Origin of the sequence: Streptomyces sp. NBC_01335, from assembly GCF_035953295.1 — a bacterium.
Classification (GTDB): Bacteria; Actinomycetota; Actinomycetes; order Streptomycetales; family Streptomycetaceae; genus Streptomyces.
Genome location: NZ_CP108370.1, coordinates 1 through 22,062, shown reverse-complemented (window position 1 = coordinate 22,062; position 22,062 = coordinate 1). Strand labels below are relative to the sequence as shown.

The window sequence follows — 22,062 nt, the reverse complement described above, 5'->3', positions numbered from 1 at the left end:
GGTCGGCCCGGCGGTGGTGTCCGTCCTCGCCGATGTCCGTGCCGAGGAGGCGCCGATGCCCGGACTGGGCAGGCGGTAGATGCCCCGGTACCGATCCCGGCCGGGGCGACGACCAGGGGCGATACCGATACCGCACCGCGCGTAGTCCGATGCAGGAGTGGCCGCGTCTAGCGTTCTGTCCATCGGCGAAGGGCTCACGGCTCGGGCCGGGACCGTCTGCCAAGGCGGCCGCATCACCCTCTGTTCCATACATCGATCAAGGAGAAACGCTCATGGCTGACGACATCGAGCCCACCGGTACCGACGAGACGGTTCTTCCCCTGCAGGAGATCGGCGGCGTCGAGGAGGACGACGTTCTGGCGCACAGCAGCCACGTGAGTCTCGCGTTCTGCCTGACCGAGCCGGCCTGACCCATCCGGCCTCGGCCGGAACGCAGCTCCTCCGCCGTGCCCGGCCCCGGCTGGGCACGGCGGAGGAGCAGGGCGGCGGGCGCGCGGACCGGGAGACCGGGGGAATCGCGTACCCACCGCATTGCCGCATCTCCACGCATCACCGGCCGTGTCCGATGTCCGTCCTGCGGAAGTGCCCTCCCTGCCGCGGGAAAGAGAGGGGAGAGCATGCACCAGTCGCACGTGTTCGCGGTCGCTGATCCGGAGTTCTACGCGCCGCTGGAGTCGGCGGCCGACCGCGGCGAGCTCTACCGTCCCGATCAGGTCCCGTCGGAGTGGCGGAGCGCCGAGTCGACCGTGTGGACCATGTGGTTCCGGCGGGAGCTGGGCGTCGAGGACGGCTGGAAAGTGCACGTCTCCGCGAAGCCCGACCGCTTGCAGGCGGTGCTCGACACCGTCGCCGCGGTCTGCTTCGAGCAGGATGTCCCGTTCAAGCACCTGTCGTGCCGGCTCTTCCACCAGTGGGCGCACCACAAGCACGCCCCCCGGCCGCAGAGCGGCAAGTTCATCGCCGCCTACCCGCCCGACGAGGCCGCAGCGCGTAGGCTGATGGAGGCACTTCGTGAGGCCCTGGCCGACGAGGACGGGCCGTTCATCCTCACCGACCGCCGCTTCGCCGACTCCCGGACGGTCCACTACCGGTACGGCGCCTTCGTGCCGCGGTCACGGGTACGGGCCGACGGCACTCGCATGCTGCTGGCGCGCGACGGCGACGGCCTCCTGGTGGAGGACGTGCGGGGATCGTCGTTCCGGCCGCCGGACGGCGTCCAGGACCCGTTCCGCGCCCCCGCGAAGGCCGTAGACCCGGACACGGCGAAACGCCCCACGAAGCCGGTGACCCTGCGCGGGTACGTCTTCGACTCGGCGGTGCGGCACAGCAACGCCGGAGGAGCGTACCGGGGCCACGAGGTGGCCACCGGGCGGCCGGTGTTCATCAAGGAGGCCCGCGCGCACACGGCCGTCGAGGCGGACGGGCGCGACGCCCGGGCGCGTCTGCGCGGTGAGTGGGAGACCCTGAGGGCCCTCCACACCATGGCCCCCGGGCTGGCCCCCGAGCCGCTCGCCCACTTCACCGCCTGGGAACACGACTTCCTGGTAACGGAGTTCGTCGACGGCAGGGCGATGAACACGTGGATGGCCGTCACCAGCCCGCTGATCCGGGCCGGCACGACCCGGCACGAGGTCGCCGCCTACTTCGAGCGCTGCCAGACGCTGATCGGCGGCGTCGAGCAGGCGCTCGCCCGCCTGCACGCCTGCGGTTATCTCTTCGTCGACATCAGCGCCGGCAACGTGCTCGTCGACGACGACGACACCGTCCGACTGGTCGACTTCGAAGCCGCTCAGCGCCCCGGCGAGGACTTCAGACCCGTGGGCACGCCCGGTTACACGCCGCCGCGCAGGCTGATCGGGAACGACCCGTCGGTGTACGACGACTACGGTGTCTCCGCGCTCGCCCAGCTGCTCGTCGCGCCGTTCCACCACGTGGTGCTCCGCAACCCCGACGTACTGGACCACCTGCGGTACGGCGTCGACCAGGCGGGCGGGGTGCCGGAGCGGCTGTGGCGGCGCGCTACGAGGTACCACACGCCGAGCGGGGAGGCACGGCTGCCCGGCCCGGAAGAGGTGGCCGCCGCACCGGTCGTACACCTGGCCGCTCTGCGCGACTCGGTGGCCGACGCGCTGGTGGCGATGGCGGACATCGGTCACCCGGAGCGGATGTTCCCCACCATCGCAGAGGGCTACCGGACCAACATGCTGTGCCTGGCCTACGGCGCGGCGGGTGTCGCCCACGCGCTGCACCGGGCCGGCCGGCCGCTGCCGGGCGGCATGCTGGAGCGGCTGCGCCGCGAGGCACTGGACAAGGCCGGCGACCTCGCCCCGGGGCTGTACGTGGGGGCTGCCGGCATCGCCCGGGTGCTGGCCGACCAGGGTCTGCTGGACGAAGCCCGGGACATCCTCGCGGTAGCCGACCGGCACCCGCTGGTGGCCCGGAGCGCCACGGTGTTCGGTGGTTCCGCCGGGCTTGCCCTGGGCCACCTGGCGCTGTATGGCCACACCCGCGACGAGTACCACGTGGAGCGGGCGCTCGCGCTGGCCCGGGAACTGCCGGACGACGATGCGCTGACGGCCCTACTGGGGCCGGACAACGCCACCGGCCTGGCGCACGGGCGGTGCGGGATCGCGCTGATGCTGCACCAACTGGCCGAGGTCTGCGGTGACCGGGAGCTCCTCGACCGCGGACTGCGTCTGCTGCACCGCGAGCTGGACCGCGAGACCTCGCCGGCGGAAGCGGGCATGACCTTCCCCGTCTCGACGGTTGACAGCCGAGCCATGCCGTACCTGTACTGCGGATCGGCCGGAACGCTGCACGTGGCGTCCCGCTACCTCACGGTGGCCGACGACGAGCGGCTGGCCAATGCGGTGCCCCGGCTGCTGCCGGTGATGGGTGTGACGTACACGGTGATGCCCGGACTCTTCCAGGGACTGTCGGGCCTGGGCTTCGCCCTTGCGGACCACGCGGCGGTCACCGGTTCGGCGGAGAGCCTGGCGATGGCGGTGCGCACCGCGCGGAAGCTCTTCGGCTTCGCCGTACCGCACGCCACCGGGGTACGGATGCCGGGCGACCAGCTGCTGCGCCACAGCGCCGACCTGTGGAGCGGCTCGGCCGGTGTGCTGCTGTTCCTGACCGAGCTGCTGTCGCCGCGGCCCGACGCCCTGTTCACCGTCGACTCGCTGTCCGAGGCGGCGTTGTCCGCCGCGCGGGGGACGGCCGGGTAGTGCCCGCCTCCTCCTCCGGGCGGAATCCTGGCCGCAGCGGCCCGATGCCGTACCGGCACGTGTGAAGAACTCTCTTCGTTTCCCTCCCAGGAGTGCCTGTGCGACGTGACGTCAACCTCTACTGGTGCGGGGAGACCGCCTCGTCGTTCGGCTCCGTGTTCACCGCCATCGCTCTGCCGGTGGTGGCCTTGACGGACCTCGGGGCGACGGCCGGCCAGGTTGGTCTGATCAGTGCCGCAGGGACGGTGCCGGGCATCCTGCTCGGCCTCCTGGCGGGCGCCCTGGCGGACAGCATCGTCCGCCCACGGCGGACGATGCTGCTGCTGGACCTGCTGTCGGCCGCCGCGGTCGCCGCAGTGGCCCTGGCCCTGAGACACGGGGTGGCGTCGATCGTCTGGCTGATGGGCCTCGGTCTTGTCCAGGGACTCCTCGGCGTCCTGCTCGGCTCCCTCTACTTCGTACACTTGCGTCAGCTCGTCGGCGCGGAGGCGATCGGACCGGTGCGGGCCCGGTTGCAGGCCGGGCAGTTCGGAGCAGCGCTGGTCGGCCGGATGCTGGCCGGCCCGGTGATCGCCCTCTTCGGCAGCGAGGCCGCCCTCGGGACGGACGCTGCCAGCTACCTCCTCAGCGCGATGGCGCTGCTGGGCATGCGGTCCCCGGACCGCTCGGCGGCGCCGCAGACGGCCGTGCGGAAACGGGAGGGCGTACGCGACGCGGCCGTCGGCCTGCGGTTCTTCGCCGGCCACCCGTTCCACCGTGCCTTGCTGCTGTTCATCGTGGCCCCGGCGGCGGCGATGGCCGGGGCGGCGACGCTGACGGGCCCGTTCCTGCTGAGCACGGTGCACCTGCCGGTCGGCGTGTACGGGCTGGCGTTCGTGCTGTCGGGCGTCATGGGGATGACCGGATCGGTCTTCGCCGGGCGGCTGCTGCGTCCGGGGCGCGACGCACGGCTGACGGTGCTGGTGTGCTTCGTCGGGTCGCTGGTGTCGCTGATGCTGCTCCCCGTCGCGGCGGGGCCGCTGCCGCTGGCCGTGCTCTGCGCCGCGCTGGGGCTGGGCCTGCCCGTGTTGTTCGGCGCGGTGGCCAACGTGGCGCTGGTGTCCGTGCTGACGACGGACGTTCCGGAGACGATGATGGGCCGCGGGATGGCCGCGCTCCAGGTCATCATGTCGGCGACGGCGCTGGCCGGTGCGCTGGCCGGGGGATACCTGGGCGACCTGCTCGGAGTGCGTACGGCGCTGTGGGTGCTGATCGGTGCCGCGCTGCTGGTCGTCGGCGCGGTCGGACCGGCGGCGGTACACGCCGCCCGCGACCTGCGCGCGAGGGACGAAGAGGCGGAGAAGTCGGCCGCTGACACGGCGGACTTCGCCGGGACCTGACCCGCCGCGGCCGTGTGACCCGGGGGTGCTGAGCCGGACCTACGTAGGGGCGTGCGGCGGAGCCGCACAAATATGGGGGCGGCACACCGATGCGTACCGCGCGGTGCTGCCCCGACGATGTGAAGGCAAACGCTCGCACCGTACCGCCCGACGCGCGCCCCGGACGCCGAAGGAATGCCTGCATGCCTCTTTCCGACGAGGAATCCCCCCGTGCCGTGCGGTTCTCGCTGCTCGGCCCGCTCACCGTCACGAGCGGTGGACACGCCCTAGCCCTCGGTCCGTTGAAGCAGCGGGCGGTGCTGGCCATGCTGCTGTGCCACCCCAACACCCCCGTTTCCGTGGACTGTCTGACCGGCACAGTCTGGCCCGGCGAGGCGCCCCGAACCGCCCGCAAGAACCTGCAGAAGTACGTCTGGGCACTGCGGCGCCTCCTGTGCGAGGCCGGTCGGCCCGGAGGGCTCGACCTCGTCCCCGGCGGCTACCTGTTGCGCGTGTCGGAGGAGGAGGCCGACACCCTGAGGTTCCTGGCGCTGGCCGCCGCGGGGCGCGAGGCCGTGCGCGGCGGCGACCCGGACACCGCCACCGAACTGTTGCGCCGTGCGCTCGACCTGTGGCAGGGCCCGCCCCTGGCGGAGCTGGCGGACTCCGAGCCGCTGCGGGCGGAGGCTGACCGGCTGACCAGCCGTTACCTCTCCGCGTACGAGACTTGGGCCGAGACCGCCTCGGCCCAGGGTAGCAACGCCGAGGTCGCGGAGGCGGTCGCCGACATCGCCGAGCAACACCCGCTGCGGGAGCGGTTGCGCGCCGTACAGATGATCGCACTGCATCGCGCCGGACGGCAGAGCGAGGCCCTCGCCGTCTACGAGACACTGCGGCAGCTGCTCGCCCGCGAACTCGGGCTGCCACCCAGCGCCGCCATGGAAGAGGCGTACCGCGTGGTGCTGGCGGGCACGCTCGCCACCCCCACGCCCGCCCCCCAGCGACAGGCACCCGCCCGCACGCTGCTGCCCCCCGACACACCCGACTACACCGGCCGCCAGGAGCAGCTGGCCGAGCTTGGTGACGCGGTGCGGCGCGGGATAGGCCACGTCACCGTGCTCGTCGGACCGGTGGGCAGCGGCAAGAGCGCCCTGATGGTCCATCTGGCGCACTCCCTGCGCGAGCACTTCCCGGACGGGCGGCTCCTCGTCGACCTCCGCAGGGCCGACGGAACGAACCGTCCACTCACTGCCGTCCTCAGCGAGCTGGCCCGCGCCGCCCGGCTCGACCGGGTCACCGCGCTGCTGCCCGACCACCCGGAGCAGGCGGCCGCGCTGTGGCGGGACTGGTTCGCCGAGCACCGGGTACTGCTGTTGCTGGAGAACGCCCCCGACGAGGCGGCCGTGAGGCCCCTGCTGCCGGGCACCGGCGCCGGCGCGGCCGTGATCGCCTCCCGCTCCTGGCTCGCCGGGCTGGCCGGTGTCCACCGCACGGCCATGACGCCGCTGACCGTCGAGGAGTCGATGGAGCTGCTCGGCCACATCATCGGCCCCTCTCGCGTCGGCGCCGACCGCGCCTCCGCCCGGCGCATCGTCGAGGCCGGTGGACTCTCACCCCTGGCCGTAAGGATCAGTGGGCAGCGGCTGGTAGTCCTGCGCCACCTGCCCCTGTCCGAGTACGCGGACCGGCTGTCCGAGCCGGCAGCGGTGATAGACGAGCTCTCCGTCGGCGACCCCACCGTCCGCAACCGGATGGCGGACGGCTGGCGAACCCTGACGTACCTCGGCCGGTCCGCGCTGCTGCGCCTCGGACGACTGCCGCTGGCCCGGCCCTTCACCCTCGGCGACGCCGCGACGGCCCTGCGTCTCCCGGAGCCCGCCGCGTTGCGCTTTTTGGAACTGCTCATCGACACCGGGGCTCTGGTCTGCCCGTCGACCGAAGTCGCCGCCCACGCGGCCCTGTACGAACTGCCCCGGCTGGCGCACCTCTGCCTGCGGGAGCTCGGCGGACGGGGGGAATCGTTCACCACACTGGCCGGACCAGCGGATATGCCGGTGGTGAACTACCGGGCAACTGGTTGGGAGCCGGGAGGCGTCACAGTGCTCATGACACCGCGTGATCGGGTGGAATGGGAGGATACGTGGAACTGGGCGAGCTGATCACGCCGCGACCCGTCCCGGACGCCGGACTTCTGCTGTCGCTGACCCGGTGCTCGTTGCTCGCCGGTGCCCACCGTTCGACCTCCTTCGCGACGGCGGACAAGCAGACTGGGACGGACCGGCCGCGCCGTCTCGTTGCCTCGTTTACGGCCCGTGACGCCCACGGCTCGGCGAGCCTCGATGCACACGACGAACAGCTTCGCTCGTTCATGGCCGAGCTGAAGCGCACCGAGGTTCCGCCGGCCGCGCGCTTCGAGGGGCTGCGGGGGGCGTGCGTCGGCATGTTCGCCGTCGTACGGCGCATCCTCGACGCGGGGGTGCCCGCGAGCTTCTGTCTGACCGGAACGGGCCTCGACGATCCGCACCGGGCCGACGTCGTCGCTGCCGTCCGCGGCGAGTTCGCCGACCGGATGCCGATGCTGGTGAACGACGTCCGGCCGGCCGGGCGTGCGGAGTCCTGGGCCGACTCTGCCGCCCGGCAGGACACCGCCGGCGGCGCGGCTGTCCCCTGCCCGATGGCCGCCCGGCGGACCGTCGCCTTCGACGGAACGGTCGTGTCCTGCCGCGACCAGCAGACCGTGGACGAGCCGCCCGTGCTCGCCCACCTGCTCCTCGGGTACGTTGCCGAGGACGACGGGGAGACAGTACGCCATCGCCAACTGACAGCGAAAACCGTTGCGTTCGTCCGCCGTCACGGTTCGACCGTCTGCGCCGACCTGGTCTCCCTCGCCGCCGACGGAGACTGCCCATGACCCTCATGACCCTCATGGCCATCGAGGACTTGCCCGGCGCCCGGCACGGCCCGCCGCCTCCGCCGGGCTGCGCACCAGGTTCGCGCGCGCCGAGCCCACCCTGCGGGCCGCCTACGCGGCACTGTGGCAGCCCGCCGGCCCCCGCCCGCGCTACCTCCGCTACCTCAGCGCCGTGCACGCGGTCGTCCGGTCCTCCGTCCCCCGCCGCGGCGACCGGCTCGCCCGCGAACTCGGCTTCGCAGAGGCGGACATCTTCCTTCCGCTCTTCGGCGCGGCCGTGCACTGCGCCGCCCGAGAGCATCGCAGTGCCTTCGACCTGCTCGACGAGGCCGCCCGGCCCGTGGGCGCCGCGTCGCCGCTGCGCACCGTCACCCTGGAATCCGCCCGGCTCCATCTGGACACCGGCGACTCTGAAGAGGCCGCCGCATCCTCGAAGAGCGGGCCGGCCCCGCCCGGCGACGGCCCCGACACCGAGCCCGCCGATCGCGACGGGCTGCGGGCACGCCACGCCTCCGGTCGCTGCGGCGCCGGCCGCGCCCTTCGGCTCGCTGCGCGGGCAAGTCTGGCTCCCCGCTGGTACGGGCCCATGCCGCACTCGACGAGTCCACCACCCTCCTGCTGCTCGAACGTGTGCCGGAGGCGGCGGCCGCCCGCGCCGGCCGGTGTTCCACGCGAAGGGACATCTGCCTGGCCCCGGGGACCGCCGCTCTCCTGCCGGCCGACAGCACCGCCTCACCCGGCGACCGGGCCACACGTCTGACGCGGGACCGGACCCGGACCCGGACGTGAACAGAAGGGAAGACACCCTATGACCGCGACGGCCTCCACAGCACGCACCAGGGGCGGCGGGCTCACCTGGAGTCTGCACGGCAGGAGCCCAGAGGACATCGCCGTCACGACCGACGGTTCGCTCGCCGACGCCCGGCAGCAACCGCGCCAGGGCACCGGCCGCGGTGTCCGCGTCTGCGTGGTGGACTCCGGCGTCGAACGCGACCATCCTCTGATCGGTCCGCTCGGCGGCTCATGGGTCGCCACCAAGCATGGCGACGGCATCGAGGTGCGCCCCACAGAGACCGGCGATACCTGCGGTCACGGCACGGCCTGCGCCGGAATCGTCCGCCGCACCGCACCCGACTGCGAGATCCACAGCCTCCGGGTGCTGGGCGAACGCTTCTCCGGCACCGGCGACATCCTCCTCGCCGGCCTGCGGTGGGCCGTGGAGCAGGGCTTCGACGTGGTGAACCTGAGTCTGTCGACCACCCGCACCCGCTTCGCCGAGGAACTCCACATGCTCGCGGACGCCGCGTACTTCTGCCGTACGGTGATCGTCGCCTCCGCCCACAACTCGCCCGTGGAGAGCTTTCCCTGGCGGTTCGCCTCCGTGATCTCCGTCGGTAGCCACCAGGAGGACGATCCCGGCCTGCACCTCTACAACCCTGACCCGCCCGTCGAGTTCTTCGCCCCCGGCCAGAACGTGGAGGTGGCCTGGCTCGGCGGTACCTCGATCCGCAGCACCGGCAACAGCCTCGCCACGCCCTACATCGCCGGGCTCTGCGCTAGATTGCTCTCCGCCAACCCGCGGATGACGACTTTCCAGCTGAAGAACGCGCTCTACGTCACCGCCGCCAACGTCCACGTCGCCGCCCCAAGCGCCGAAGGTACCCCCTCGACGGCGGACGCCTGATCCAGGAAGGCACACATGACGCCCTCCATCCAGCAACAAGACGGGCAATAACCGAAAAGTGGTACACCCAGGCCAAAACGTATGGTGGTCAGGTCGCGTAGTCAGCGACGAGACTCGCTCCGAGCACGACTCCACCACCCTTGCGGGCGCCGCGTGGACTCGGGCCCGGGCAGCCGGCCTGACACGACTGGTCAAGGCAGACGAACGGTCACGCGTTCGCGCGCGTGGAGGTGCCCCTCGGCCTCGTGCGGGGTACGAGGCGGCAGGACGCTCTCCAGGGTGTAGCCCGTCTTTTGCGCGACTCGGCAGGAGGCGGGGTTGCCGGTGTCGTGGATCAGTTCTAGCCGGCTGAGTCCCGCTCCGGTCCTGGTGTCGAAGGCCCAGGTCGTCAGCAGTTCCACGGCCCTGGAAGCAACGCCAAGGCCCCGTGCCGAGGCGCCCGTCCAGTAGCCGACCTCACCGTACGCCTCGCCGCCGGACCGCTTGAGAACGACGTGTCCCACGACCCGCCCAGTCATGAGGATGGCGAAGCTGAGGCGCTTCCCGGACTTCCAGCCCGCCTCCTGCGTCGCGATCCAGCGCACCGCGTCCTGCGGCCCCGCCACGCGGTGCGACGTCCAGCGACGCAGTTCCTCGTCATCGGCCAGTGCCGCCAGCGCGTCGGCGTCCCCCGGCTCCCACGGCCTCAGCGTCAGATCGGTCGAGCTCAGCACCACAGTCGTCACCGCTTGGTCCTTCCTGTCCTCCCGCCACCCTAAGGGCTTGCCGGGAATCAAGGTGTTGCTTCCCGGCAAGCCCTTAGATGACCACGGTCAAACCACTTGACCTGCACCGGAGTAACCGACCGGGAGAGCAGGACTGCTGCTCTCCACCCCGAAGAAGCACAGAGGCCATTACGGCTGTCCGGTCGGAGTCGGGAGGTTCGCCAATGACGTCGTTCCTTTCCCGACGGCACGGGCATGCGTCTCAACCAGTGGCCATGGGGCGGTTCTGGGGCGGCCCGCCCGTCCAACCGGGCGTGCAGGAACGTCACATGGCGTGGGTGAGACCATTCCCGGGTGGCTGAACACGACGAAGGGCGCACGTCGGAACTCCAGCCCCCACCAGGCTGGACGCTCCAGGGGATCCGGGACGTGTCCGGCGATCAGGAGGCTGTCGTGCTCTCTGCGGACCGGGTGGTGAAGTGGGTCGCCTCCGACGGGCCCGACGAGGCGATGGACGCGGAGGTCGTGCTCGGGTTCCACGGCTTGTGCATCGTGAAGACCGTGCGGGACGACGACTGGTACATGGGGAGCCTGTACGAGGACGGCAGCATCGACTGCTGGACCGCCTACGGCGAGCTGTACGAGGCGCTGCGCGGGCTCTGACGGCGTGCGGCGCCGCGTGGCGGTAGGCGCAGCGCCCGGTGTGCAGGCGGTGCGGCCGGACCGGGGGCGCGGCGGGGCGCTTGCGGCGGCCCGGCGGGGTGCCGATGAGTTCACCTTCTGTGAACGGTCTACCCAGTGACACGACCGTTCTCGACAGGAGTGCCATGTCCACCATCCAGCCCGTGATCCTGACTGCCGACCAGCACGCCCTGCTCAGCTTCTACACGAACCTGTTCGGCGCCGAGGAGATCTTCCGGGTACCGGAGGAAGGGCCGGCCTTCTACTGCGGCTTGCGCATCGGCGACACCGACCTCGGGCTGGTGGCCAAGACGGACAACGGGACCGGGGCGGCACCGCGGATCCTGCTCAGCATCAGTGTCGACGACATCGACGAGACGCTCGGCCGCGTGGAGCCTCTGGGCGGCTCGGTCCGCAGCGGTCCCACCGACATGCCGTGGGGACAGCGCGTCGCCCATATTCAGGACCCCGACGGCAACCCGGTCAACCTGACCCAGCCGACCCCGGCCCAGTGACACCGTTCCCGCCGACCGCAGGAAACGGCTTTCGGAAATGGGGCCGCAGCCCCTCACTCTGACGCGCTGGCCACCCGTACGGATCACGCCGTCACGGCCATCGCCGACCAGCCCAGAAGGAGGCCTTTGACGCCGTTCCCCGCCTGCGGAACGGTCGGTGCACAACAACCCGCAACTGGTTTTCTCCGAAGGCGATCATGGCGTTACTTTTCTCCGGCACGGACCCGAACTCGGGCGGCGGGAACTGCCCTGCGGTGTGGGTGGACACCGACACCGCCGAGGGACCGGAACTCGTGCTCCAGGGCAAGTTCGCCGACGCGGTCACCCGGGCCGTCCGCAGTCAGGAGTGTTGGCTGGTAAGGGACGGGGGCGTCATCCGGATCCCGGTGCGGATGGTGGATCAGATCAGGAAGGTGTGTGATGCCGCAGAAGCCGCTGGCCCTCAGCTTTGAGGACTTCCTCGGCTCCGTCCGGCATCACGCCCTGCACCTGGTATTGCGGGACGTTTACGCCGTGGGGGAGGAGCGGGACGTCTACGACACCTTCCTGGCGCGACGGGTGCGTCCCCGCGGACGACTCGGAGTTCTGGGGCGGCTGGCTGCCGCTGGTGGAGCGGACCGTGGCGCGCGGGGTGAAGGTCTGGCGGGCCCGGGTCGTCTCCGAGCCCGTCACCGCGTACATCCGCTTCGAGCATGCCCTCACCGACGCCAACCTCCGCGCCGGCGAGCAGGTCCGCTGGCTGTCCCGCCGCCGCGCTTCCACGCTCGCGCTGCCGGGCAACGGCTTCTGGCTCATCGACGACCAGGTCGTTCGGTTCAACGTCTCCTCCGGTGACGGCGAGGCCCTGGAGCCCGACCACACCAAGGACCCGCAGGCCATCAAGCTGTGCACGGAAGCGTTCCGTATGGTGTGGGACCTGGCCACTCCGCACGCCGACTACCGCATCTGACCCACGCACGCCCAAGGGCCACGCACCTCGTGACGGCCACCTCTCCCTCGTCCAGCGCCCAGTCGGCCCGCGAGGCGCTCGCCGTGCGGCTCACGCACCTGCGCAAGGGCGCCGGCCTCACCGGGAAGGAACTCTCCGCCCGGCGCGGCCGGCACCCTGCGAAAGCGACCCGGATCCAAAAGGGCGCGGGCCTCTCCTCGGACGCGGACATCCGCACGTGGTGCGCGGCGTGCGGCGCCGACGACCGGGCGCCAGACCTCATCGCCACCGCCCGCACCGCCGACCCCGACGCCATGCGCGGCCAACTGCGCCACGTCCTGACCGTGATGCCGCTCGCGTCCCTCTCGCTGGGGATCATCCCGTTCACCGCGCAGCGCACCGTGTGGCCGCTGGAAGCGTTCTACGTCCACGACGACACCACAGCCGTGGTCGAGACCCTGACGGCGGAGATCAAGGTGACACAGCCCCGCGAGCTCGCCGGCTACAGCAGAGCGTTCGCCGGCCTCGCGGAGACGGCCGTGTACGGCGACGCCGCCCGCACCCTCATCCAGACCGTGATCGACACCCTCGACGAGTGAATCTCCGCAACTCCCCGCAACCTTGTTGAGGGGAAGCCGGGTACTCCCTACCGTCGAAAACGCCACCGACGCACACCCAGGAGACGGGGCCCGCATGCGCACACCCACCCCCAGCGCCACCACCCCACCACCCCCAGCGCCACCACCCCAACACCTTGCCGAGACAACCGAGTCCGGTACCGGCCCGGCCGTGTACGGCGTCACCTCCCCGAACCTCCTCGCCCGCGCCCACCCGCTGCTACGCCCGCTTCCTCGATCGCGGGCCCGAGGGCCAGGACGACGAGGCCGCGCACCGTAGGAGCACCGCGCGGTGACCGTCGACCTGCCACCCGAAGTCTCGGCCGCGCCGCCGTCGCGTCCCAGCACGCACACGGTCCTGTACGACCCCGACGGACTGCTCGAAGCCGGGCTCCCGCTCGACCGCGAACCCTGCGAGAGCCTCATCACGGCCGTCCTCGCCTGGGCCTGCCCCGACACACTCGCGATCCGCGTCTACCATCAGATCGCCCTCCAGCTCACCGGCCACGCCCGCGCCGTCGCCGCCGAACTCCGCACGCGCGCCGACCGACTGCCGAAGTCCAGCGGACCCAAGGCCCTCGCCGACCTCGTCCTGCGCGAGGCGGAAGAGCAACTGTCCCCGCTGCCCGGGGGCACCATGAGCTGCGTTCAGGCCCGCGAGCTCAGCATCCTCCTGCGGGGCCGGCCTCCGTCGAAGTACTTCATAGAGGCGCTCATCAAGAACGTCGCACCGGCGGAACTCACCCAGTGGCGGGAGCTCTGGACCGCCACCAACCGGACGCCCAAGGCACCGCGTCCGCCTGACGCCGAGGGCCCCCGCCCACCGGCTGCCCCTTCCAACGGGACGGATTCGCGAGCAGCTCTGCTGACGGGCCGGGCCTGGGCCGTCCTGGGCGTCGTATTCGCCTATACCGTCACAGCCACGTTCACCGCGGGCCTCCAGGCCGATGCGGGCGCCGGCATCCTGAACCTGATCGGCTACGCCGTCGCAGCCCTGCTGAGTCTGTGTGCCGCAGCGGTCGTCCTGGTGGGGGCGATCCTGGCGAGACTCAAATCCGATGCCCCCTTCGGCTTTTTCCTCATAGCGTCTCTACTGGCACTGCCCGCCGGTCTGATCGTCCCGTGGTACGCGGCTGTCAGCCAGCCCTGGTACTGGATCGCCGACCACCTCGGCGTCATCTGACGACCCGCCCCCGCGACCGGATCCGGTCGCGGGCACCGATCCGGGCCCGCCCCCCACGGGGCGCCCGCCCGGGGACGAACGGCTGGAGCACCGCCCGAACTTGGTCCGCCGTCAGCACCCGAGCACATGCCGGAGATCCGCAAGGTGCTCCACCAGCGCACCAGCGGGTGCGCCACGGGCGGCCAGGCAGGGCGGTACCGACCGCTCTACCCACGCCTGGTCAGGCGGGCGGTACGGGCGGGATGTCCCGCCGGTGCGTGCGGCGGAGGTGACGGTGTGCGCGGTGGTTGGTCCACCAGGTGAGCCGGTCACCGGAGTCCTGCGGGAACAGCGTCTGCACCGACGTCGCGGCCAGGGCGAGGACGAGACAGATCATCACGCCCCACCACGGTGCGCCGGCCATGACGGTCGCGAGACCGGAGACCGCGGTGACGGACGCGGGGACGAGGTTCGTGGAGAGGGGCATGGTTCAGGCCTCGCTTCCGGTGGTGTGGGCACTACGCCCCGGATATGCGGGGTGGGGCATGGCGGGCCTCCTGCGAGCAGCGGGCACCCTGCGGGTGCGGGTGCACGCCAGGGAAGGGACCGCAACGGCACCATGCCGCTCCAACCACCCCTGTGACGTGCTGAGTCGGCTCTACAGTGACCGGACTGTCTGGTGGTGGGCGACCGCGCCAGTGGAACTGTTCCCGGTGCCGGACGGCACGGGGAACCCGGTGAGGGGGAGCACAGGTGGCACACGATGGTGAGGGCGGCGCCGGGGACGGGATCCTCGCGCGCAGGCAGGCACGCGCCGAGAAGGACCGGTTGAAGGCCGGGTTCGGTGCCCGGTTGAAGGTCCTGCTGGACCTCACGGGCTTGTCCTCGCGTGAGTTCGCGGCCCGGTTCCCGGCGTACAAGGACTCTACGGTCCGCAAGTACACCCTCGGCACGAACCTGCCCCCGTGGGACTTCCTGGACGACCTGCTCACCGAGGTCGCCCGCCGCACCGACGACCCCGCCGCTCCCCAGCGCCGCACCGAACTCTTCACCGCCTACCGCACCGTCCTCATCGACACCGGCGCCGACCTGCACGGCAGCGACCAGAACTCCCTCCTGCTGCGCCTCCTGGACGGCGAGGAAACCCTGCGCCGACTCGGCGTGGAGCTCGCGGAGGTCCGGGGGCGGGAGAACGAGCTCCGTCAGGACTTGGAGGAGGAGCTCCGCCGGGCCCAGGCCGCGCCCGGTACCGGCCATCAGGAGCGGCGGCGCCGACTGGAGGAGGAGGGCGGGGCCCTCGCGGCACGGAGGGACGAGCTCGTCCACCGCCGCGGTGCGGTGGTCACGGAGCTGGACGACTGCCGGGGACGCCTGGCGGTGATGGAGGCGGCCGAAGGTTCGGGCGACATGGTTCCGGCGGGAACCGGGGCCGGTGCGGGAGCGCACCAGGCATCGGTTCCGCCGCTGCCGCCCGGGTCACCCACCACGCCCGCGGCGCCGTCGAAGCATGGCGGCCGGCGCCCTCTCGTGCTGATCGGCGCCGTGGGCGCCGTGGTGCTCCTGGCGGGCGGCGTCGCCATCGGGGTCTGGGCGACCGGCAGTAACGACGCGGACAACCGGGCCTCGTCCCCGGAACGCACCATCTCGTCGACGTCGGACGCCCCCCGCACCAGCACACCCACGCCCTCACCCGAGGCTCCCTCGGTCAGCGCGACGCCTGCCGCGCCGACGGCGGAGCAGAGCAGCTGGTCGCTGATCGAGGACCTGGTGCCGATGGACGTCTACCCGGAAGGCACCGACCGTTCCTTCACGACGGGTGCGTTGACGGTCAACAACCACGAGTACCCCGCAACGCTGTACGCGTACGAGGCCGAGCGCACCTGGCAGCTCGGCCGCGAGTACCGGACGTTCACCGCCACGGCCGGCGTTTCGGACTCCACGCCCTCCGGCGACGTCATCACCTTCACCGTGCAGGTCGACGACGCAGTCGTCAAAGAGCTGCAGATGCGTGCCGGTGACCCGGTGAAGAAGGTGTCCATCCCCGTCAGCGGAGCCTTCCGCATCAAGCTCACCGCACAGGAGTCCTTCAGCACGCAGAACGGCTACGGAGCATGGATCGACCCCGTCGTCACCAAGTAGGTGCCCTGCACTGGATCCGCTTGCCGACCTGCGCGCTCCGTTCGGGCGCAGGGCGGCAAGCGGATCCTCACCACGCCCCTCGGGCGGTAGGGCGTGGGGCCGTGGGTCTGACCTTGCTCTCCGCCCGCGCGAAGCGAGACAGAGCTTTCTGTCGGGGGCGGGGCAGGCGCGTGGTGGGTTGGTGCCGCTGCTCGTGGCCGCTGGCCGCGCTCACCCCGCACTTCGCCGTCACCGCGTCGGGCTGGGGGTGGTCAGGTGGTCCGGGCGTCTTCGAGGGTGGGGTAGAGGTGGAGGAAGGTGTCGGCGCCGACGATCTGGAACAGGCGTTGCACGGCGGGGGAGGGGTTCGCGATCCTGAGGTCGGTGCGGTCGTGGGTGGTGAGGACCAGCCGGAGGAACGAGGAGTCGGCGAACGTGATGCCGCCGGCGTCGAGTACGACCGCGGCGTGGGTGGCGACGGCGGCTTCGATCTGTGCGGTCAGCGGTCCGAGGGAGTCAAGGTCCAGGTCGCCGCGGGCGGTGATTTCCGGCAGCGGGACTGAGGCGGAGCCGTGTTCCCCAGATGGATTGTTCATGGAGGAAGTATCCCCAGACGACCTGTGAGTGACGGGCCGTACGGCCCGTCGGTCCCTTTCTGCGGCCGGTAACTTGCCCCGCGCCCGGCAGATGCTTTCCGACCGCTGCCTCCGTCTGGTCGTGCGACGCCATCCTCGCGGCCAGCGCAGACGCCTTGAGGGACACTCACCCGCAGAGACGTGCGCTCACCTGGCATTGACCAGGAGAACGCCAGTGCGGCCGATGCGACGAGAGGCGCGACCAACGGTGCGACCTGCCGGGGACGCCCCCGGCGGCGTCCTGACGCGGTCGCCCACCAGGGCCACCCGGCACCGCGCAGAGGGGCCCGAGGCGTCGTGCGGGTTGCGATCCTTTCCTCCCCGGTCTGGCCCGACATGGCCGCCGCCCTGGCCCGTCCCGACGCCCGAGGCGTCGCGTCGCCCGCGTCCTGAGTGCCGCGCACGTCCAGGGCGAAGGCATCGACCGCACTCTGGCCGCCCTCCTCACCACCCCGGCCCCCGCCGCCGCCCGCACGGTCGCCGCGGGGGCGGCGCCCGGGCCGGTCCCCGCCGCCCGCACCGCGCCGGCGGCCGGTACGGCGCCCGCCCCGGCCGCGCCCCGGTACCGGCCGCGCCTGGGCGCCGGAGGTTGCGGTGTCGGGAGCGAGCAGGGACGCGCGCGTGATGTGGGGCCCGCTGACCGCAGGCCTGACGGCCCCTCACGACCTGGATCTCGCCGACCGGGCGAAGGCCCTGAACCAGCTGGACGTGGGACCGGCCGAGAGCAGCCGCTTCGTGACGGTCCTCCAGGACGTCCTCGGCTCGGGGAAGGAGACGAGCCTGCTCGTCAGTGCCCGCCCCTGGCCCCTGGCCCCTGCTGGCCCTGCTGGCCCTGCGTATGAAGACCATCGTCGAGGGCCCGGAAGGTGAGCCGGGCCTGCGGCTGCGCCTGGCAGGGCTCAAGGGCGTGCTCGGCCGCCCGGGCCCGCCGGCCCAGCTCGTCGAGCGCCTGGTCCGCGCGGCCCTCCACGCCCTGACCTCCGCCCGGCTCCCCGGTCCCCGACCGCCCCCCGTGTCTCCCCGGCCGCCGCCCGCTCCACCACCACCAACACCGCGCCCGGCGCCGGGACCGCCCCCGCCGAACCCGCTGCTGTCCCGGCCCACCGCCGCCCGACCGCCCTCGCCCGCCGCCCGTCCCGCGCCCGGTGACCCGGGACGCGCAGCCGTAACGCCGGGCGCACCGGGACACCGGCGCGGCGCCGATGCCCGCCCCCGCCCTGCCCAGCGGAGTCCCTGCCTCGCACCCACCGGCACAGGGTGGCGTCACCCATGACACCATCCCTGGCCGCCTTCCCGGGGCCGCGTGCCCGCCGGCGGCCGGGCGACGGGCACGGGTACCGGTCCGCCCGGCCGCCGGTGGTGAGAGAGACTGAGGGCCACCATCCCAGCGGCGAGGGACGAGAACATGGCGGCCAGGACGGATCCGGCGCGGTTGGTGCGTCAGGCCCGGGACCTGATCGAAGAGTTCAACCGCGTGGTGCTGGACGACGCGAAGGAGCTGTCCGCGCCCGCACTGTCGGAGGCCACCCAGGCGCTGAAGTCGTTGGTCGAGCGGCTCCCGCAGGCGTTCGAGCAGACCGCCGACGTCCTGGAGCTCCTGGCCAAGAGCGATAAGGTCACGGTCGGGCGGGGCGGCGTCAGGACCGAGGTGGCCACGACCGCCGCGGAACTCCGGACGGTCGCGGCCGACAGCGAGCAGCTGGGCAAGAGCCTCGCCAACCCGGCGTCGGTCCTGTTCTCCATGGGCGGCCGCTGACCATGGCTGAACTGCCCTCGCCCGAGGAGGTCGAAGCCGCCCGCGCGCCCGCCGGCGGCTCGAAGCGAGACCAGCTCGCCGCCTGGGGCGTGCCGTGGCCCCCGCCGAAGGGCTGGAAGGACGAGCCGGCCGATCGCTGGAAGTCCGCCCGCCCGCCCGGACCGCCGGCGCCCCCGCCCACCCCGGGCCCGGCCGCCTCCGCCCAGGACACGCTCGACTTCGGCTGACCCGACGCCGGCGCGACCTGCCGGGGGCGCCCCCGGCGGCGTCCTCGACCTGGAGGCCGCCCGGCTCCGCGTCGGCCCCGGCCGAGGCCGGGGCCGACGGGAGGACGGCGCACCATCCGGTGCGCCATCGGTTTGCACCAACAGCTGCACCACCTGGTGCGCCATTGGTTGCGGCATCGGTTGCACCAGCCCGGCCCACTCACCACGCCCCACCGCAGTTCAGAACCGGATACGGCGTGGCGGGCAGCTCGGACTTCCCCTCGTCCCCCGGAGCCGGCTGCTGGGCGGTGGGCGATGGAGGCGGTGGCGGGGTGCCGGGGAACAGGGGTGCCGCTGCGCCGGCCTCTCTCCCGGCCCGTCGCGGAGCGCGCCGGGCAGAGGCAGTCGGGCCGTCCGGGCCAGCGCCCGCAGGTGCTGCCCTGAGTGCTGACCTGAACGGACCCCCGCGCCTGATATCGGCGCGGCAGCCGCCATGGCAGCTGGATCGGGCGGGCTTGTGCGGCCTGCTCCCGCCCGTCGCACTGTGCTGCCTGCCCCGCCGTCACCGACCCGACCGGCCGTCCGTCGGCCGACCGTGCGTGGCCCCCCCGCCACCAACACGCTGGGCGGGGTCCAGCCGACGACCGAGGAGACCCCCGCCATGACCACCGCTCAGCAGCCCACCACCGCCGCCCCCGTGACGGCCGCACTCCCGGCTCCCACCGCCCCCACGGCCCCGACTGTGCCGTCCAGGGCTCGTCCCGCGGCTCCCGCGGACTGTCAGTGGGCTCGTGCATGCTCACAGAGGAAGGGATCTGCATCGGCTGCGACTTGTGGGCCGGCCCGGTTCGCACCGGGCCGCCGGGCCGCATGTTCCGGTGCGTCCCTTGCCCATGGGCCCGCCCGGGCGCATGGGCGGTTTCGTGATGACAGTCGATCAAGGGAGGGAGTACGCGATGCGTACGAGGAATCTGACTGTGGTGGCGTTGCTTGCGGCTGGCGTGATGGGCGCGGTCGGTGTGACACCGGCAGCGGCCGCCGGTGGTCTGCTTCCGCATCCGGGTCCGGAGGGCCTGGTGTGGGTGCAGGAGTGGGTCGGGGACGGGGGAGTAGCTTCCGCCGGTGCATGGGAGGGTCTGCCCACAGTGCTGACGGTGGCCTGCGAAGGTGGCGGCACCGTGGATGTGACCATGGATTCGCAGGGCCACCAGGTGGCCGCCTTCACCGTGGACTGCCCTGCTGACACCGCAGGCGTGGGCTCGGTGACGATGGACGCGGGTACAGTGCGGACCGGGTCCTTCACCATCGGTGTCGACGCCTCCGATGACGCTGTCCACTGGGCCCTGACGGTTACTCAGCCGGAGTAGAACCTGGTGATCTGCGAGTAATTGCCGGTGGTGGCTCGGCGCCCGTGATGTCGGTGGGTGAGTACCGAACTCATGAGGGTCATCTGGTTGGCCGTCGGTACCAACCGCTGGAGGGACGCGCGCCAGGACGGTGCTTCGCCGCCCCTGCCGAGTCGGGCCCCGGCCCACTACGCGCAGGACACGCTCGACTTCGGCTGACGGCACATCAGCGGGGCCGGGCAGGATCACCCTGCCCGGCCCCGCTGCCCGTTCCCGGCCGCCTACCGGTTCAAGCGGATGGTCGGTCCTCACGCGGCCTCGAGGTCGTCCAAGAGGCGGGTCTCCCACTCCTTCTCCCACCCGCCGCGCAGGAGGAACGGGGCGCTCTCCGTGCGCTCCAGGATGGCCAGGGTCTCGGGCTGTCCGATCAGTGCGTACCGCCCCTGTGACGCCGGACGACTGTCCGGACCGGTCCGGCCTGCATGCCCGCCGCCGTGGGTGTCTGTGGCTCCAGGCGCGGACGAGGACCTCCCGCCTCCCGGCCTGCCCCGTACAAGCTCCGGCCGCACGTGCCGTTACGGTTCGGCGTGCGGGTCGTCGGGCCCGTTATGGCTACACGTGAGAGTTCCTGGCGGTGCGCCCTGTGCGCGGGCGGCCTGGTGGTGCGGGGCCCGGCCCACCTCGTCACCGGATCCACCAAGAAGGGGAGACGGCGCGTCTACGGGACGTTCCTGATCTGTGCCCCCTGCTACACGACGGGGGCGCCGGATCCGGTCACCGGGCTGATCCGGCCGGCCGCCGACCGGCGGGCCGCCGACCGGCGGGCCGGGGCGACGGAGCGGCTGGACCTGGCGGGCCGGGGCCCCATTCTGCCCCCGGGACCCTGCCTCGCCTGCGGTCTCGCCGTGGTCCGGCGCGCGGAGAAACTCCTGAAGGAGGTGACGTGCTCGCACGCCTGCCGGACCTCCCTCACGCGCATCCGTCACGGCGGCCGGGGGTCGGGCCGCCCGTGCGGCGCCTGCGGACAGCCCGTGATGTCTGGGCGTGCGGATTCCGCGTACTGCCGGCCTGCCTGCCGGCAGAAGGCCTACCGCCGCCGCGCCGCCGGCCCCCGCCCCAGCCCCGGTGCCCCCGACCGCGACCGCGCCTTTGGAGACCGCGCCCCGGGTCCCGCCCGGCGACGCCGTCGATGAAATGCTGGCGGCCATGGTGCCCTTCAACGAGGGCGACGGAATCCCCCAGGCCCTCTACAAAGCCCTCTACCAGCTGCGCACCGCATACCGCCGGGGCCCGAACGGCCGGGACGAGGCCCTGGCCCCCCTCGCGTCCATGAACCCCGCCCGCCTCAAGGTCCCGGCCACCCCCGACGGACAACGCCTGCGCGCCGCGCTCCACCACCTCCACGACCAGCACGCACAGCCGTAACGGCGGGCTACACCGCCTCTACGACCAGCACGCGCAGCCGTAACTCCGCGGCGCGCTCCGCCCGTTCCCGTACCCCGCACCGTCCGGTGGAGCCCACGCCGCCACCCTCTGGCCGCCGTCCCGGGTCCGCGTGCCCACCGGGGCCGCTGCGCCGGGCCCACCGCTGCGCCGGGCCCACCGTCTCGCGGGCGGGCCCGTACCCCCCCCAGGTGTGACGGCTGTGCGTGACAGAAAGCGTCGTCCGGCGCGCTGCCGAGCCAGGCGGCCGACCCGTCCGGCGTGGTGGTCCAGTGCGGCGGCAGGACCCCCGTACCCGCGTCGCCGCCGAACGCGCGCCCTGCGCCCACGTCGACGAGGCCGGCGAGGGCGAACTCCGACCAGAACCTCCTCGACCCCGCTCAGCCGGTGCCCGCCTCGCGGACCTCCGGACGAGCGCGGCACGCCGGCCGGTGAGTTCAGCTCCGCGACCGCATCCGTCCGTACGGGCGGGGACGCCGGCGGTTACGCGGACCGGGCCGGGTCGTTGGGCCGGGTATGCAGTTGCCGGAGCGGGTCGGGGCGTTGTCGGAAGCGGCGTGTGAGGTGTGGGAGGCCGTGGTCGCGGACGGGTGGTCGCCGTCGGCGGCGATGGAGGCGCTGGCCGCCGTGGACGCCCTGGTTGCCGCGCTCGCCCGGTTCGGGCCGGAGGCCGCGCGGGCGCTGGCTCCCGCGCTTGCCGCGACCGCGCGGGCCCGCGAGCTCCTCGTGGGGCCCCAGGACAACGAAGGGACCGCCGCCCGGACGGGCGCG

The 22,062-nt window shown here is 72.5% G+C and carries 22 protein-coding genes and 1 pseudogene; 19 read left to right on the top strand and 4 right to left on the bottom strand.

The features are described 5' to 3' along the window. Positions 1-272: 272 nt before the first annotated feature. From OG599_RS00115 to OG599_RS00090, 6 genes are all read left to right on the top strand, one after another. A complete protein-coding gene (locus OG599_RS00115) occupies positions 273-410 on the top strand; it encodes a hypothetical protein (protein WP_327173807.1) in 138 nt (45 codons plus the stop codon). A gap of 207 nt (positions 411-617) precedes the next feature. Next, positions 618-3,227, top strand: coding sequence for a class III lanthionine synthetase LanKC (gene lanKC / locus OG599_RS00110; RefSeq protein WP_327173806.1), 2,610 nt, complete (start codon positions 618-620; stop codon positions 3,225-3,227). A 98-nt stretch (positions 3,228-3,325) separates the two neighbouring features. Next, positions 3,326-4,606: an MFS transporter gene (locus OG599_RS00105; protein WP_327173805.1), complete on the top strand. Its 1,281-nt coding sequence runs from the start codon at positions 3,326-3,328 to the stop codon at positions 4,604-4,606. A 182-nt stretch (positions 4,607-4,788) separates the two neighbouring features. Further along, positions 4,789-6,744: an AfsR/SARP family transcriptional regulator gene (locus OG599_RS00100; protein ID WP_327173804.1), complete on the top strand. Its 1,956-nt coding sequence runs from the start codon at positions 4,789-4,791 to the stop codon at positions 6,742-6,744. Then, positions 6,726-7,496, top strand: coding sequence for a hypothetical protein (locus tag OG599_RS00095; RefSeq protein WP_327173803.1), 771 nt, complete (start codon positions 6,726-6,728; stop codon positions 7,494-7,496). The genes OG599_RS00100 and OG599_RS00095 overlap by 19 nt, the downstream gene beginning before the upstream one ends. An 808-nt stretch (positions 7,497-8,304) precedes the next feature. After that, positions 8,305-9,180, top strand: coding sequence for a S8 family peptidase (locus tag OG599_RS00090; RefSeq protein WP_327173802.1), 876 nt, complete (start codon positions 8,305-8,307; stop codon positions 9,178-9,180). A gap of 191 nt (positions 9,181-9,371) precedes the next feature. Here the strand turns inward: OG599_RS00090 and OG599_RS00085 are convergent, their stop codons facing one another. Further along, entirely contained in the window at positions 9,372-9,905 is a 534-nt protein-coding gene (locus OG599_RS00085; protein ID WP_327173801.1) for a GNAT family N-acetyltransferase, read from the bottom strand. Between the two features lie 333 nt (positions 9,906-10,238). Here OG599_RS00085 and OG599_RS00080 point away from each other — a divergent pair, with 333 nt between their 5' ends. The 6 genes from OG599_RS00080 to OG599_RS00055 all read left to right on the top strand — a co-directional run bounded on the left by OG599_RS00080 (position 10,239) and on the right by OG599_RS00055 (position 13,808). Beyond that, complete coding sequence (locus OG599_RS00080; RefSeq protein WP_327173800.1) at positions 10,239-10,547, top strand: hypothetical protein; 309 nt, start codon at positions 10,239-10,241, stop codon at positions 10,545-10,547. Positions 10,548-10,711: 164 nt separating this feature from the next. Continuing rightward, positions 10,712-11,080, top strand: a complete 369-nt coding sequence (locus OG599_RS00075) for a VOC family protein (protein ID WP_327173799.1) — start codon at positions 10,712-10,714, stop codon at positions 11,078-11,080. A 260-nt stretch (positions 11,081-11,340) separates the two neighbouring features. Further along, positions 11,341-11,532, top strand: a complete 192-nt coding sequence (locus OG599_RS00070) for a hypothetical protein (protein WP_327173798.1) — start codon at positions 11,341-11,343, stop codon at positions 11,530-11,532. Further along, positions 11,529-12,029 (top strand): DUF6879 family protein, encoded by a 501-nt coding sequence (locus OG599_RS00065; RefSeq protein ID WP_327173797.1) that lies wholly within the window; start codon positions 11,529-11,531, stop codon positions 12,027-12,029. Before OG599_RS00070 ends, OG599_RS00065 begins: the two co-directional genes overlap by 4 nt. Positions 12,030-12,112: 83 nt before the next feature. Next, positions 12,113-12,607 carry a Scr1 family TA system antitoxin-like transcriptional regulator gene (locus OG599_RS00060; protein WP_327179888.1) on the top strand — a complete coding sequence of 165 codons (495 nt, stop codon included), beginning with the start codon at positions 12,113-12,115 and terminating at the stop codon, positions 12,605-12,607. A 310-nt stretch (positions 12,608-12,917) separates the two neighbouring features. After that, positions 12,918-13,808: a hypothetical protein gene (locus OG599_RS00055; RefSeq protein ID WP_327173796.1), complete on the top strand. Its 891-nt coding sequence runs from the start codon at positions 12,918-12,920 to the stop codon at positions 13,806-13,808. Between the two features lie 220 nt (positions 13,809-14,028). Here the strand turns inward: OG599_RS00055 and OG599_RS00050 are convergent, their stop codons facing one another. Then, positions 14,029-14,274 (bottom strand): hypothetical protein, encoded by a 246-nt coding sequence (locus OG599_RS00050; RefSeq protein WP_327173794.1) that lies wholly within the window; start codon positions 14,272-14,274, stop codon positions 14,029-14,031. Positions 14,275-14,540: 266 nt separating this feature from the next. On the opposite strand from OG599_RS00050, the gene OG599_RS00045 reads away from it, so the two are divergent. Beyond that, a complete protein-coding gene (locus OG599_RS00045; RefSeq protein WP_327173793.1) occupies positions 14,541-15,926 on the top strand; it encodes an NPCBM/NEW2 domain-containing protein in 1,386 nt (461 codons plus the stop codon). Positions 15,927-16,177: 251 nt separating this feature from the next. Here the strand turns inward: OG599_RS00045 and OG599_RS00040 are convergent, their stop codons facing one another. Beyond that, positions 16,178-16,501 (bottom strand): STAS domain-containing protein, encoded by a 324-nt coding sequence (locus OG599_RS00040; protein WP_327173791.1) that lies wholly within the window; start codon positions 16,499-16,501, stop codon positions 16,178-16,180. An 826-nt stretch (positions 16,502-17,327) separates the two neighbouring features. Next, a complete protein-coding gene (locus OG599_RS00035) occupies positions 17,328-17,510 on the bottom strand; it encodes a hypothetical protein (RefSeq protein ID WP_327173790.1) in 183 nt (60 codons plus the stop codon). 435 nt (positions 17,511-17,945) lie between these two features. On the opposite strand from OG599_RS00035, the gene OG599_RS00030 reads away from it, so the two are divergent. The 6 genes and pseudogenes from OG599_RS00030 to OG599_RS00005 all read left to right on the top strand — a co-directional run. Then, complete coding sequence (locus OG599_RS00030; protein WP_327173789.1) at positions 17,946-18,296, top strand: hypothetical protein; 351 nt, start codon at positions 17,946-17,948, stop codon at positions 18,294-18,296. A gap of 2 nt (positions 18,297-18,298) precedes the next feature. Continuing rightward, positions 18,299-18,523 (top strand): hypothetical protein, encoded by a 225-nt coding sequence (locus tag OG599_RS00025; RefSeq protein WP_327173788.1) that lies wholly within the window; start codon positions 18,299-18,301, stop codon positions 18,521-18,523. A gap of 935 nt (positions 18,524-19,458) precedes the next feature. After that, positions 19,459-19,869: a hypothetical protein gene (locus OG599_RS00020; protein WP_327173787.1), complete on the top strand. Its 411-nt coding sequence runs from the start codon at positions 19,459-19,461 to the stop codon at positions 19,867-19,869. Between the two features lie 57 nt (positions 19,870-19,926). Further along, positions 19,927-20,067 (top strand): hypothetical protein, encoded by a 141-nt coding sequence (locus tag OG599_RS00015; RefSeq protein ID WP_327173785.1) that lies wholly within the window; start codon positions 19,927-19,929, stop codon positions 20,065-20,067. Positions 20,068-21,054: 987 nt separating this feature from the next. Continuing rightward, the gene (locus OG599_RS00010) at positions 21,055-21,273 is read left to right on the top strand and encodes a hypothetical protein (protein ID WP_327173784.1); all 219 of its coding nucleotides are present in this window, start codon (positions 21,055-21,057) and stop codon (positions 21,271-21,273) included. Between the two features lie 594 nt (positions 21,274-21,867). After that, positions 21,868-22,062: pseudogene (locus tag OG599_RS00005) on the top strand (hypothetical protein); the annotation flags it as partial.